Below are 13,544 nucleotides of genomic sequence, written 5' to 3'. Positions count from 1 at the left end.
TCTGCTTTAGGATGCGCCCGTGAGCACAGCAGAAACCGATGAACATCCGGCCTTTCCGAAGGGGACCGGAAATCCTGCGTCTCGGGCGTTCCGCGCGGCGGGCTACCAGTGTCTGGACGACCTCGCAGGTGTGTCGGCGGCAGAGTTGAGAAAACTGCACGGTGTAGGTCCGAAGGCGCTCACGGTCGTCCAAGCAGCATTGGAGCAGACCGGTAGATCACTCGGCTGATGGTCAGGCCCAGTGACTCGGACGGGTCAGGGATTCGGGTAGCCGTGTCGCTCGGTCACCCCGTGCGGCGTTGATCTGGAACTGCGTGGCATAGATGCTGCCGCGCAGGTCTGCGCCTCTGAGGTCGGCACCGCGAAGATCCGCACCGATCACGTCGGCCAGTCGCAGGTCGGCCCCGCGCAGGTCGGCTCCGATGAGGTAGGTGCCGCGCAAGCTTGCGCCGCGCAGATCGGCACCGGCAAGCTTCGCGCCGATCATGTTGCGTCCGCGGTAGTTCGTCTTCTTGCCCACGACCTCGGCGCGCACCTGGTCGCTGGCAACGAGCAGCACGTCGTTGATTTGCGAGCGCAGGATGGAGATGTCGACCGACATCAGGATCTCGGGAGTCGCCGAAGTGAGCGCATCCAGCTCGTCGTACTCGCAGGCAAGCCGGGTGTGCAGGCTTTCGGTCGACGTCCGGCCACGCGCATCCGCCAGATACCAGAGCAGTTCGTGCAGATCACGCATCACCGGAAAGACCGCGAACATCTCCGACGCGTTCGACGGCTGCTGCCGCCAGTCACGTCCCTCGAACGTGGACTGCGACACCTTCTGGCCCGCACCGAAACAGTCGTACACCGTGCACCCGGGAAAGCCCTTCTCCCGGAGCGACGAGTGAATGCCGCACCGCGAGTCCTCCAGGAGGTTGCGGCACGGTTCCCCAGCGGCCTTGTCCATTGCGAAATCCGATGACTTCGCGAAGGGCAGAGCGACGCAACAGAGCCCGAAACAACTGCCGCAATCGGCCAGCAAGTTCTCGATCGGGGCAGCCATGCCTCCACTGTGTCCCTCGGCGTGCGTCAGCGTCAAACGAGATTCACTCGGGTAGATCGAGCAGTGCGACGAGCTTCTTCGGTGCCCGGTTGCAGTAACTCTCGGTGATCAGCTCGCCGAGTTCCACGCGGTCCACGGAGCCGTCGAGTTTCATGCCGATGATCTCGGGTCCCCAACCCGGAGCGAAGAAACCGTCCCGCACGGACAGAGCGTCGAGTTCGATTCCGCGAGAACGGAAGATGAGGACATGGGCTGGGCCGTCGGTGCCTGCGGCCTTCGCGAATGCCGGCGGACTACCGTCGCGAATCTCGAGCAGGTGGGCAAACGTGCGACCGCGTATCCGCCAGCGCTCACCGACCCAGGCCTGTTCCTCGTACGCCTCGGGCAGCGCCAAGCACATTCGACGGACTGTGGCATCCCAGCTCATCGCCCTCTCCTTTGCTGCGACATACCGGGCTACAGTATTTCAACGGGGTAGCTGGGCGCACAGCAATCCAGGAGGTCGAGCGCGTTGGAACCAGGGTTCGACGACGTGGTGTCCGCTCTGCGCGCTGCCGGGTGTGTGTTCGCCGAGGAGGAAGCACACATCCTCGTCGAGTCCGCCTCGAACCCGGCGGAGCTCGCCCACATGCTGGGGCGACGCATCGCCGGTGAACCGCTCGAGCACGTCGTCGGGTGGGTGTGGTTCTGTGGTCGACGCATCGCCGTCGAACCGGGTGTGTTCGTTCCCCGTCGCCGCACCGAATTCCTCGTCGAATGCGCTGCAGCACTGCATCCTTCGACGCTCCTCGACCTGTGTTGTGGTTCCGGTGCGATCGGCCTGTCAGTTCCGGGCGTCACCGAGTTGCATGCGGCCGATGTCGACGCCGCTGCGGTGGAGTGCGCCGAACGCAACCTGAACGCCGTCGGAGGTACGGTGCACCGCGGCGACCTGTTCGACGCGCTGCCGCCGGAGCTGCACGGCAGATTCGACGCGATAGTCGTCAACGCCCCGTACGTCCCGACGGGCGAGATCGGGCTGATGCCGAGAGAGGCGCGACTTCACGAGCCGCACATCGCGCTCGACGGCGGCGAGGACGGTGCTCGTCTCCATCGGCGGGTTGCGGCGCACGCCCACGAGTGGCTGGCTCCGCACGGTAGTCTGCTCATCGAAACCAGTGCCCTGCTGGCGAATTCGACGTTCGAGGCCATCTACGAGGCCGGGTTCACGGCCGGTATCAGCGAATCCGAGATGTTCGACGCCGTAGTGGTGATCGGTTCGACGAGCACGTAGCGATCCAGCACGTGTTTCGATCGCGGGTCTTGGTGGCATTCGTCGACCATGACTACATTGCTGTTCGCGGTAACCGCTGCCGACCACTGGACATTGAACGACGGAAGCAAGCACCCCACCGGGTACTGGGCCGAAGAGCTCGTCGAATCCCACCGGACCTTCGTCGACGCAGGATGGGACGTCACGGTGGCCACGCCGGGCGGCAAGGCACCGGTCGTCGACGAGGGCAGCCTGGCGGTCGACGCCAACGGCGGTGACGAGCAGAAGGTGGCGGATCAGAAGAGCTACCTCGCGTCCATCGAGTCCATTCTGTCCTCCCCCGCAGTGCTGGAGGAGCAGAAGGCGTCGGACTTCGATGTCGTGTTCGTTCCCGGCGGTCACGGACCGATGGAGGATCTCGCCGTGTCCGAGAGCTTCGGTGCGCTGGTGGTCGACTTCCTCGACGCCGACAAGGTGGTGTCCGCGGTGTGCCACGCGCCGGCTGCTCTGCTTCCTGCCGTGCGTTCCGATGGATCCTGGGCGTTCGACGGGTACGAGCTCACCGGCTTCACCGATGAGGAGGAGACCCAGGCCGGACTTGCAGACAAGGCCCCGTGGCTCCTCGAAACCCGGTTGCGTGAAAACGGTGCGAAGTTCGAGAACGCTGACGCATGGTCGCCGCATGTGGTCGTCGACCGAAACCTCTACACCGGACAGAACCCGGCCTCGACGCGTCCGCTCGCGGAGAAGCTGGTCAGCGCGCTGAAGTAGTCGCCCTGATGTGAAGACGGTGGCGGCCGGTGTTCTGCCCACGGAGAACACCGGCCAGCAGCGGGAACATCACTACTGCTTTCGAAGTTGAGTCCCGATAGCTCAATCTTTGGAGGAGAAGTGACCGAAACCGTTCGTGTCCCCGTACTGTTCCTGACCGATCCGATAGTCCTGCCCGGAATGGTGGTGCCCGTCGAACTCGACGAGGCCGCGCGCGCCGCCGTCGATGCGGCGAAGGCCAGCAACGACGGCACGCTGCTCGTCGCACCACGTCTGGAAGACCGCTATGCCGCGTACGGAGTCCTCGCGACGATCGTGCAGATGGGCCGCCTGGCCGACGGACGACCGGCCGCCGTCATCAAGGCCACGCGCCGCGCGCATATCGGCCACGGAGTCAGCGGTCCCGGTGCTGCCCTGTGGGTCGAGGCGGAGCCCGTGCCGGATGTGACCGCCAGTGATGACCTCAAAGCCCTTGCGGCCGAGTACAAACAGCTCGTCGTGGCGATGTTGCAACGCCGAGACGCCTGGCAGGTGATCGACTCGGTCAACAAGCTCACCGATCCGAGTGCCATCGCCGACACGGCCGGATACGCGTCCTACCTCACCGACGTGCAGAAGCGTGACCTTCTCGAAACCCCAGATGTGGCAACGCGTCTGGACTCTCTGATCGAGTGGACCAAGGCGCATCTCGCCGAGGTCGAGGTCAACGACAAGATCTCCGGTGACGTACGCGAGGGGATGGAAAAGACCCAGAAGGAATTCCTGCTCCGGCAGCAGCTGGCCGCCATTCGCAAGGAACTCGGCGAGGACGAGCCCGACGGTGCCGACGACTATCGTGGCCGCGTCGAGGCCGCCGACCTGCCCGCGAAGGTGCGCGAACAGGCGCTCCGCGAGGTCGGCAAGCTGGAGCGCGCCAGTGATCAGAGTCCGGAATCGGGCTGGATCCGAACCTGGCTCGACACCGTGCTCGACCTACCGTGGAACAACACCACGACCGACAACACCGATATCGATTCTGCGCGTGCCGTTCTCGACGCGGATCATCACGGGCTCGACGATGTGAAGGATCGGATCGTGGAGTACCTGGCCGTCCGCGCGCGACGCTCCGAACGTGGCCTGCAGTCCGTCGGTGGGCGCGGATCCGGTGCCGTCATGGTGCTCGCGGGCCCACCCGGGGTAGGCAAGACCTCGCTCGGCGAGTCCGTCGCACGTGCGCTCGGCCGTACCTTCGTGCGCGTCGCTCTCGGTGGAGTTCGAGACGAGGCCGAGATCCGTGGGCACCGTCGCACCTACGTCGGCGCACTGCCGGGCCGAATCGTGCGGGCCATCGGCGAGGCGGGATCGATGAATCCCGTTGTGCTGCTGGACGAGATCGACAAGGTCGGTTCGGACTACCGCGGCGACCCGAGTGCCGCACTGCTCGAGGTGCTGGACCCGGCGCAGAACCACACGTTCCGTGATCACTACCTCGATCTGGATCTCGACCTGTCCGACGTGGTGTTCCTCGCCACGGCCAATGTGATCGATCAGATTCCCGGTCCTTTGCTCGATCGCATGGAACTGGTGACCATCGACGGATACACCGAGGACGACAAGGTCGTCATTGCGCGGAACTACCTGCTTCCCCGTCAGATGGACAGGGCTGCAGTCACGTCCGAGGAGGTGACGGTGACCGACGCCGCACTGCGCAAGATCGCTGCCGACTACACCCGCGAGCCCGGGGTGCGGCAGCTGGAGCGGTTGTTGGCAAAGGCCCTACGTAAGGTGGCGACGAAACTCGCGGGTACCGCCGACGTTCTGCAGATCGACGAGCCGGATCTGGTGACCTACCTCGGTCGTCCACGCTTCACGCCCGAGGCGCACGAGCGAACGGAAGTGCCAGGTGTGGCAACGGGTCTGGCGGTCACCGGACTCGGCGGCGATGTGCTGTTCATCGAGGCGGCCTCCACCGACGGCGATCCCGGGTTGAAGCTCACCGGTCAGCTGGGCGATGTGATGAAGGAATCCGCGCAGATCGCTCTGTCCTATGTACGTTCGCACGCAGCACAATTCGGTGTCACGCCCGAATCGCTCGATCGCAGCATTCACGTGCACGTTCCGGCGGGCGCGGTGCCGAAGGACGGCCCGTCGGCGGGCGTGACCATGGTGACGGCACTGGTGTCGATGGCCACCGGACGGCCGGTGCGATCGGATGTCGGCATGACCGGTGAGGTCACGTTGAACGGTCGGGTGCTGCCGATCGGCGGGGTGAAGCAGAAGTTGCTCGCTGCGCAACGAGCGGGGCTGAAGACGGTGTTCATTCCGGCTCGCAACGAACCGGATCTGGACGACGTGCCCGCAGAAGTGCTGGAAGCGTTGGACGTCCGACCGATGACCGACGTCGCCGACATTCTGGCGCTCGCGCTGGAACCGGTGGCAGCATCCGCGGCGGCGTGATCGTGGCGAGAGGAGCTGCGCTTGACCTCGAGCTATGTCGAGGTTCTACCGTGATGACATGAGATCGACGACATGAGGGTGACTGACATGAGGGTGCTGACATGAGCATGGAGATGACCGCCTGGAACCAGATGTATCGGTCGATGAACAGGCCCGATACCCAGTCGTCGTTCTCGAAGGAGACGGCCCGCAGGATCCTGACCTTCGCGGCACCACATCGCCGTGCTCTCGGCGGGTTCCTGGTGCTCAGCGTGGCCTCCGCTGTTCTCGCGGTGGCCACGCCGGTACTGGCGGGCCGAGTGGTGAACGCCATCGTGGACGGGCGCGAGCTGCGCGTGGTGGTGCTGCTGGCAATCGCCATCGCGGCGATTGCTCTGGTGGACGCGGTGGTCGGTCTGATCAACCGGTGGCTCTCGGCGAACATCGGCGAGAGCTTGATCCTGGATCTGCGGACGGCGGTGTTCGATCACGTCCAGCGCATGCCGATCGCCTTCTTCACGCGAACGCGCACCGGCGCGCTGGTGAGCCGGCTCAACAACGACGTGATCGGAGCGCAGCGTGCATTCAGCACCACGCTGTCCGGGGTCGTCAGCAACCTGGTGACGTTGGCGTTGACGTTGGTGGTCATGATCGGAATTTCCTGGCAGATCACGCTTCTCGCGCTGATTCTGCTGCCGGTGTTCGTGCTTCCCGCGCGACGGATGGGTCGACGCCTCGCGCGGCTGCAGCGTGAAGCGGCAGCGCACAATTCGGCGATGAGCACGCAGATGACCGAGCGATTCTCGGCTCCTGGCGCGACGCTGGTGAAGCTGTTCGGTCATCCCGAGCAGGAATCGGTCGAGTTCGCGGTACGCGCCCGGCGCGTGCGCGACATCGGGGTTCGCAGTGCCATGGTGCAAACGGTGTTCGTGACGGCACTGACGCTGGTCTCGGCACTGGCTCTGGCCGTGGTGTACGGCCTGGGCGGTTTCTACGCCCTCCGGGGGTCACTGGACCCGGGCTCGGTTGTTGCACTGTCACTTCTGCTTGCGCGGCTCTACTCGCCCCTGACCGCGCTGGCGAGCGCGCGCGTCGAGGTGATGAGCGCACTGGTGAGTTTCGAGCGGGTCTTCGAGGTGCTCGATCTCGTTCCGCTCATCACCGACAAGCCCGATGCGAAGACTCTGCCGGCGGGGCCGGTGGCCGTCGAACTCGACGATGTTCGGTTCGCGTACCCCTCGGCGGACAAGGTTTCGCTCGCCTCGCTGGAAGAGGTGGCGACCTTGGATTCGCGCGGCGGAGAACAGGTTCTGCACGGTGTGTCGTTCCGCGCCGAGCCGGGCCAGATGGTGGCGTTGGTCGGGACCTCCGGTGCCGGCAAGTCCACGATTGCGCAGATGATTGCCCGCCTGTACGACGTCGACGGCGGTGCCGTCCGCCTCGGCGGTATCGACGTGCGAGATCTGACGGCCGAATCGGTCCGCGGCACAGTCGGAATGGTGACCCAGGACGGTCACCTGTTCCACGAGAGCATCCGGTCCAACCTGTTGTTGCCCAGGCCCGATGCCACCGACGACGAAGTGTGGGATGCCCTGTCGAGGGCGAGGCTCGCAGATCTCGTACGTTCCTTGCCCGACGGCCTGGACACAGTCGTCGGCGAACGTGGATATCGACTCTCCGGTGGAGAGCGTCAGCGCCTGACGATCGCGCGGTTGCTGATCGCGCAGCCACGGGTCGTCATTCTCGACGAGGCCACGGCGTCACTGGATTCCACGTCCGAGGCCGCGGTGCAGGCGGCGTTGGCCGAGGCATTGGAAGGGAAGACGTCGGTGGTGATCGCGCACCGACTCTCGACCATCAGGGCAGCCGACGTGATCCTGGTGATCGAGGACGGGCGAATCGCAGAGCGAGGTACGCACGACGAGCTCCTCGCAGCGGGAGGTCGCTACGAGGAGCTGCATCGGACGCAGTTCGCTCAATCGGGCAGGTCGGATCAGGAGCTTCAGGGTGCCGGCACCACAGTGGATGGGTCGCCGTCGGTTGCCGCGGCGAGCATCGGAGTGAATCCGTCGATTGCGTAGTCCAGCGACAGCGGGCTCGAATAGCCAAGAGCCGAGGGCAGATCCGTGCTGAACGAGCCGATGTAGACGGTTCGATCCTGCTTCACGACGTCGAGGGCCGCGATCAGGGGGTTCGCCTGGAGTTGCTCGCGGCTCTGGCCGGCGATGACGAGGACGTCGGTGTCGAGACGCCCGAGGTTCTCGGGACTGATCGTCTCGGATGCGTCGGGAATCTCGAAGCCGAGGTCGGTGAAGAACAGCGCCCGGATGTCGTCTTTGCCGAGCAGTAGGTAGCTGCCGTCGTCCATGACGAACGCGAGAGACAGTGACTTGCCGGTGAACTGGGGGTTCTCGGACTCGGTGGTGGCGAACTTCTGCTCGAGCGTGGCCGTCTGGTCCTGGGCTTCCTGACTCTTACCGAGGGCTTTGCCGACGACCGCGAACTCCTCTTGCCAGGTTGCCGCGGGCACGTTGTCGTAGCCGCCGATGTCGGCGATCGTCGGAGCCATTCCCGAAAGTTGGTCGTACTGACCCTGATCGATGAAGGAGTACGGTCCGAGGATCAGATCGGGTGCCTGCGCGGCGATCTGTTCGAGGTTGAGGTCGGTGCTGCCGACCTCGGGAATCTCGGTGCCGCCCAGTGCCTCCTGCGCCCACGGGCGCTGGCGGTAGTCGTAGCTCAGGTTGCCGCGCGTCGCCACGGGCTTGACTCCGAGAGCGAGCGTGAAGTCCTGCTCGTTGAACCCGATCGTCACTACGCGGGTGGGCTCGGCGTCGACGACCGTCTCACCGAAATGGTGCTCGATGGTGACGGGAAAGCCCGCCTCGCTTCCAGAATCACCGGATGTGGTTGTTGTGTTGTCGGACGAACAGCCGACCGCCAGTGCCAGAACTGAGGCACCGGCGGCGACGAGCTGTACAGACTTCTTCATGTGATCTCCTCGCGCAGGAACTGAGCGAGGTTAGCCTAACCGACCTATCAAAGCTTCAATCACTTGCCATGGGTCGGTGGTGCGATCAGCAGTTGGTCGTGGCCGGCACACCCGCGAATCGCTGGTCGATCCATTCGAGGGCCTGAGGCAGGCCCAGCACTGCAGCGGTCAGGTGATCGTTGCTGGGCACCTTCACCTCGGTCACCAGCACCCCGGCGCGGCAGTATCGGGCGATTGTATTGTCGATTGCGCTGACCGGGATCAACGCATCGGTGGGGCTGTGCCACTCGAAATACGGGGCCTTCGGCACTCCGGGATACAACTCGACGCTGTTCTCGTTGACGGCGGCGATCATCTCCGGGCTGTTGATCAGGTCCAGCGTGCCGGCGACCTCCATGGCACTCTTGCCTGCGCCCGCGGCGATGATGTCGTTGGTGCACCCGTTCTGGATCTTGCTCTCGATCTCCTTACCCACCGGGTTGAGCTGAGAGCTGATCGGGATGCGGGTGGGGTATTCGCGTTCGATACCGAGCGCGGCCGCGAACGCGAGTCCGAACATGGGGTGCGGGGCAAAACCGAGATCGCGGGCCATGCGCTCGAGGTTCATCGGAGCGCCACCGTTCGCACTGCCGACGATGTTCAGCTCGGGTGCGTAGTCGTTCTGCAACGCCGCCGCCCATGCCGTGGCCATGCCGCCGCCGGAGTAGCCGGCCAACGCGACCGGGCTCTGCTGAACCTGGATGGGCTCGAAGCGCTGAGTGGCGCGAATGCTGTCGAGCACGATCTGCCCGCCGAGCTTGGCGGCACCGTAGGCGCTTCTCGGTCCGAGATGATCGGCGATGACGACAGTCCAGCCACGCTGCAGCACAGCGTTCAGTGCCGGTGCCTCGCGAATCGCCAAATTGGGGTCATTGGACCAGAGTGCTTGTGAAGGTGCACATTCGAGACCGAGTGCATTGATGATGTGTTGGTAAGAAAGCAATGGGCCGTTGGGCGCTTTGTTATGCGGAACCATAATCGTATTGATTGCAGCAATGGGATCACCCGCCGAGTCGGTCGAGCGGAACTTGAGCTGCCACACGTCGATATCGAAGAATCCGGGCGGCGGGGGCATGGGTCGGCTGGAGATCACATCGCCCGGTTGGAGGGCGTCCAGATCCGCAGGCGGCGCACCGAACCCGTCCGCGATGGGGGTCGGCATCAGTGGCTCCGCCGCCGCCTGACCTGCGCCGACGACCGACGAACACAGCAGTGCTACCGCCGTCATTCCGGCAGCGCCTGCCAATTTGAGAACCCGCATGTGTTAAACCCCTCCGTGCCTGAATCGAAACGACGCGCGTTCCGATGATCCGGCAAGCCCCCGTAGAGCCGGCCCGCAAATCGGTATAGCTGTTAGAGCGTGACTCGTTACGCTCCCCCCGGAAACGATAGGACGAACGGTACGCACTCGGTCATTCTATGGCAACAGAAGAACGGTCTCTGTGCCGGTTTCTCTCGAAAGTGCCGAACGTCGTGTCGGGCGTGACGGTATCGCTATTCGGGAGCGACGTCCTCGGGTGCCTTGTCGGGGCGCAGACCGCGCCAACTCGGATGCCGTAGATGGCCCGATTCGGTCGATTCGTAGAACCGAACCTCGCCGACGAGAGTCGGTTCCACCCACACCGCACCGTTCCTGTCGGCGGTGGGCAGCGCCGAGGAGAAGGGACTGTCCGACGTCTCGAGGGGCGTGAGAAGAGCGGCGAGAGTGTCGAGTGCACGGTCGTCGAACCCGGTCCCGACGCGACCCACGTAGCGAAGGCCGTCGCCGTCGGGTATCCCCATCAACAACGAGCCGAACCCGCCCGCACGACGACCCTGACCCCGACGCCACCCACCGATCACGACTTCCTGCGTCCGCCAGTTCTTGTGTTTGATCCACGTTTGGGCGCGCTTGCCGGGTTGGTAGACGGAGTCGGTTCGCTTGGCGACGACGCCTTCCCACCCACGTTCTCGGCTTTCGGCGACGGCATCCGCGGCGGAGCCGGTCAGTCGGGCAGGCACCAGCACCGAGTCGAGTCCGGTGGTGAGCAGCTCGAGCAGCCGTCGTCGATCGGAGTACTTCTTACGCAGCAGTGAGGTGCCGTCGAGGTAGAGCAGATCGAAGGCGATGAAACGGATGTCGTCACGGTTCGCGTTCTGCAGCATCTCGAAGCTGCTGATGCCGTTGTCGTCGAACACGACGACCTCTCCGTCGACGACGGCATCGTGGTCGGAAAGGTCGTCCGCCAGAGATTGGAGCGCACCGAACTTCTCGCTGTAGTCGTTGCCGCTGCGGGTGCGGAGCGTCATGGACCCGTGCGTGAGTTCTGCGACGATGCGGAACCCGTCCCACTTGCCCTCGAACGACCACTCGTCGTCGCCGAGACCCAGAATGTCGCCGGCGGTGGCGAGCATCGGCGAGATGTTCTTGGGTGTGGGATTCTCGGTTGTCGCGCTCTCGGTCGTTGCGCTCTCGGTCGTTGCGCTGGATGCGTCCTTCATCAGATGCATCAGCCACTGGTTGCCCTTGGTGCGAATCAGGGCGAACCTGCCGCGGGCCTTCGATCCGTTCAGGACGACGATGACTTCGTCGTCGCGCCATTTCTCGAGCTCGTAGGTTCCGCTGTCCCAGATCGATACGTCACCACCGCCGTACTCGCCCTTCGGTATCCGACCGGAGAACGTCGCGTACTCGAGTGGGTGGTCCTCGGTGTGTACCGCCAGCCGGTTCTGCTTGGGATCGTCCGGGATGTTCTTGGGGACGGCCCACGAGACCAGAACGCCGTCGTGTTCGAGGCGGAAGTCGTAGTGCAGGCGTCGGGCATGGTGCTCTTGGATGACGAAGGTGTCGTTGTTGCCCTGCGGCTCGGCGGTCGCGGGCACCGGCTCGGGAGTTCGGTCGGCGCTCCGCATGCTGCGATACTTGTCGAGTTTGTCTGTGGTGGTCCCGATTTCGGGTCGCTTCTCGTCGGAGTTCGCGGCGGGATCCAGGTGGGCGAGTAGATCGCCGACATCGGTCAGGCGCTCGAGGACTTCCTCGAACCGAAGCTGTTGTAGGCCAGACGCTTCCAGCTCATCCCAGGTGCGAGGTGCCGCGACGGTGGGGAGTGTTCGCCCGCGGAGTGAGTACGGTGCGACCGTCGTCTTCTTGCCGTTGTTCTGGCTCCAGTCGACAAACACTCTCCCGGTGCGCTTCGCCTTTGCCATGGTGGCGGTCACCCGATCCGGCGAGCGCTCTTCGAGCAGCGTGGCAACACGTTTGGCGACGGTGGACGCGCCCGACGTCGACAACGGCTTCTCGAGTGGAACGTACAGGTGGATTCCCTTGCTGCCGCTGGTGACGGGATACGCCGTCATGCCGATATCGCCGATCAGATCCCTTATCTCGCAGGCTACTTCGGCGCATCGGGCGAGGTCGACGTCATCACCGGGATCGAGATCGAAGACCATGCGGGTGGCGGGGCCGGGCTCGGTGCCGTCGAATCGCCACTGCGGCACATGGGCTTCGATGGCTGCCTGTTGGCCGAGCCACGCCAGATCGGCTGCGGTGGAGAACAGTGGGTAGGTGACCACCCGATCCGAATGTTGCATCGACCGGCGATCGAGCCAGTCGGGTGCGGATGCTGCGAGGTTCTTCTCGAAGAACGAGGACTGGTCGACGCCGTTCGGCCACCGTTTGCGGGTCACGGCGCGGCCGACGAGGTGCGGCAGCATCGCATGCGCGACGGCAACGTAGTACTCGATGATGTGGCCCTTGGTGGTGCCGGTGTCGGGGAACAGCACTTTGTCGAGGTTGGTGACGGAGACCTTCCGTCCTTCGATCTCGAGCGTGGCCATCGTCTCAGGTTAGTGGCCGACGTCAGAACCTGCGGGCAAGTTGTGACAGGCTCGATCTCATGGCGACGATCAGTGTCTCGGTACAGATGCCCGAGAATCCGCAGGGCGCGTGGGACAAGGCTTCCGCGCTCGACCGCTTCGACGAGTGGATGACCATCCACGGTGGGTGGTGCAGCCCACCACCGAAGAAGGTCGGCAAGGGCACCGAAGTGGAGTCGCTGGTGAAGGTCAAGGGTTTCAAGAACACGATCAACTGGACCTTCACGCAATACGACGAGCCCAAGCTGATCGAGATGTCCGGCCGCGGCAAGGGCGGGGTGCGAATCTCGCTCACGGTCCATGTGCGTGAGGCCGAGGGCGGATCGGAGCTGACGCTCGACGCGAAATTCGGCGGAGGTGTGTTGTTCGGTCCGGTGGGATCGGTGGTGGCGCGGGCTCTGGATACCGATGTGAAGAAATCCGTTGCGAACTTGGCGGCATTGAAGTGACGGATCTTTGCTGAAGTAGTTGCACGACAATCTCTTCCAGCCCCGCACCGTGTTCTCGGCGCGGGGCTGGTTCGTGTGTGGGTGGTTATGTGATGTGGGGGCCGGCTCGGGCGTGGGATTGTCGGGGTTGTCGGTAGGGGTCGACGGTGGCGGGTGGGATGAACCAGGGGTGGTTGTCGGCGGCGATGAACACTTCCCAGTCACTGTGGTGAATGAGTCGGTGGTGGAATCCGCAGAGCAGGACGAGGTTGTTCATGTCGGTGGGGCCACCATCGGTCCAGTGCCAGATGTGGTGGCCTTCGGTCCAGGCGGCGGGTTTGCCGCAGCCGGGGAAGGCGCAGCCGTGGTCGCGGGCGGTAAGGGCGCGTTTCTGTTTTGCGGTGACAGTGCGGGCGGTGCGGGCGAGGTTGATCGGGGAACCGTTCTCATCCAGGACGATGGCGGTGAGGAGGCAGTCGCAGGCCAGTTGCCGGGACATCTCGCGGGTGAGTGGCCCCATCCAGGGGAGTCATCCGACGGTGGTGCCGTCGCCGAACAAGTCGCGATATGCGCCACGATCGGCGGCCGGTCCACTGTCGCAACCGTCAGCGTCACCGTCGCTGCCTTCATCGCAATCATCGCTGCGGCCACTGGCACAACCATCGCTGCTGCTGCTGTCGCCATTACTACTGCTGCAGTCGGATTCGGTTGCGGTGCTGCCATTCTCGTTGCCGTTGCCATTCTCGTTGC

11 protein-coding genes and 1 pseudogene are annotated in these 13,544 nt (G+C 64.4%); 6 read left to right on the top strand and 6 right to left on the bottom strand.

Going from position 1 to position 13,544, the window contains the following annotated elements; genetic code table 11:
• Positions 1-19 precede the first annotated feature (19 nt).
• The gene (locus tag ACQR3T_RS08785) at positions 20-229 is read left to right on the top strand and encodes a DNA-binding protein (RefSeq protein WP_428693139.1); all 210 of its coding nucleotides are present in this window, start codon (positions 20-22) and stop codon (positions 227-229) included.
• Positions 230-232: 3 nt separating this feature from the next.
• Here ACQR3T_RS08785 and ACQR3T_RS08780 read toward each other — a convergent pair whose 3' ends face one another.
• Both ACQR3T_RS08780 and ACQR3T_RS08775 read right to left on the bottom strand, forming a co-directional pair.
• Entirely contained in the window at positions 233-1,042 is an 810-nt protein-coding gene (locus ACQR3T_RS08780; protein WP_428693138.1) for a pentapeptide repeat-containing protein, read from the bottom strand.
• 43 nt (positions 1,043-1,085) lie between these two features.
• The gene (locus ACQR3T_RS08775) at positions 1,086-1,469 is read right to left on the bottom strand and encodes an MmcQ/YjbR family DNA-binding protein (RefSeq protein WP_428693137.1); all 384 of its coding nucleotides are present in this window, start codon (positions 1,467-1,469) and stop codon (positions 1,086-1,088) included.
• An 84-nt stretch (positions 1,470-1,553) separates the two neighbouring features.
• Between ACQR3T_RS08775 and ACQR3T_RS08770 the strand changes: the two genes are divergently transcribed.
• The 4 genes from ACQR3T_RS08770 (at position 1,554) to ACQR3T_RS08755 (ending at position 7,561) form a co-directional block, all read left to right on the top strand.
• A complete protein-coding gene (locus ACQR3T_RS08770; protein ID WP_428693136.1) occupies positions 1,554-2,315 on the top strand; it encodes a putative protein N(5)-glutamine methyltransferase in 762 nt (253 codons plus the stop codon).
• Between the two features lie 48 nt (positions 2,316-2,363).
• Positions 2,364-3,065, top strand: coding sequence for a type 1 glutamine amidotransferase domain-containing protein (locus tag ACQR3T_RS08765; protein ID WP_037151761.1), 702 nt, complete (start codon positions 2,364-2,366; stop codon positions 3,063-3,065).
• A 120-nt stretch (positions 3,066-3,185) separates the two neighbouring features.
• Positions 3,186-5,501 (top strand): endopeptidase La, encoded by a 2,316-nt coding sequence (lon, locus tag ACQR3T_RS08760; protein ID WP_428693135.1) that lies wholly within the window; start codon positions 3,186-3,188, stop codon positions 5,499-5,501.
• Positions 5,502-5,602: 101 nt separating this feature from the next.
• Entirely contained in the window at positions 5,603-7,561 is a 1,959-nt protein-coding gene (locus ACQR3T_RS08755; RefSeq protein WP_032378557.1) for an ABC transporter ATP-binding protein, read from the top strand.
• On the opposite strand, the gene ACQR3T_RS08750 is transcribed toward ACQR3T_RS08755, so the two are convergent.
• The 3 genes from ACQR3T_RS08750 to ACQR3T_RS08740 form a co-directional block, all read right to left on the bottom strand.
• Positions 7,483-8,472 (bottom strand): iron-siderophore ABC transporter substrate-binding protein, encoded by a 990-nt coding sequence (locus tag ACQR3T_RS08750; protein ID WP_032378556.1) that lies wholly within the window; start codon positions 8,470-8,472, stop codon positions 7,483-7,485. The two genes, ACQR3T_RS08755 and ACQR3T_RS08750, sit on opposite strands and share 79 nt — an antisense overlap.
• An 85-nt stretch (positions 8,473-8,557) precedes the next feature.
• Positions 8,558-9,772 (bottom strand): lipase family protein, encoded by a 1,215-nt coding sequence (locus ACQR3T_RS08745; RefSeq protein WP_032378555.1) that lies wholly within the window; start codon positions 9,770-9,772, stop codon positions 8,558-8,560.
• A gap of 233 nt (positions 9,773-10,005) precedes the next feature.
• Entirely contained in the window at positions 10,006-12,327 is a 2,322-nt protein-coding gene (locus ACQR3T_RS08740) for an ATP-dependent DNA ligase (protein ID WP_428693134.1), read from the bottom strand.
• A gap of 59 nt (positions 12,328-12,386) precedes the next feature.
• Here ACQR3T_RS08740 and ACQR3T_RS08735 point away from each other — a divergent pair, with 59 nt between their 5' ends.
• Complete coding sequence (locus ACQR3T_RS08735; RefSeq protein WP_032378553.1) at positions 12,387-12,815, top strand: type II toxin-antitoxin system Rv0910 family toxin; 429 nt, start codon at positions 12,387-12,389, stop codon at positions 12,813-12,815.
• 85 nt (positions 12,816-12,900) lie between these two features.
• Here the strand turns inward: ACQR3T_RS08735 and ACQR3T_RS08730 are convergent.
• Positions 12,901-13,323, bottom strand: a pseudogene (locus ACQR3T_RS08730) (HNH endonuclease); the annotation flags it as partial.
• Positions 13,324-13,544: the final 221 nt, after the last annotated feature.

It is taken from the genome of Rhodococcus sp. IEGM1428, from assembly GCF_050321865.1.
In the GTDB taxonomy this organism is placed as follows: Bacteria; Actinomycetota; Actinomycetes; order Mycobacteriales; family Mycobacteriaceae; genus Rhodococcoides.
Note: the sequence above shows the minus strand (reverse complement) of the source record. Positions and strands in the feature narration are given on the sequence as shown.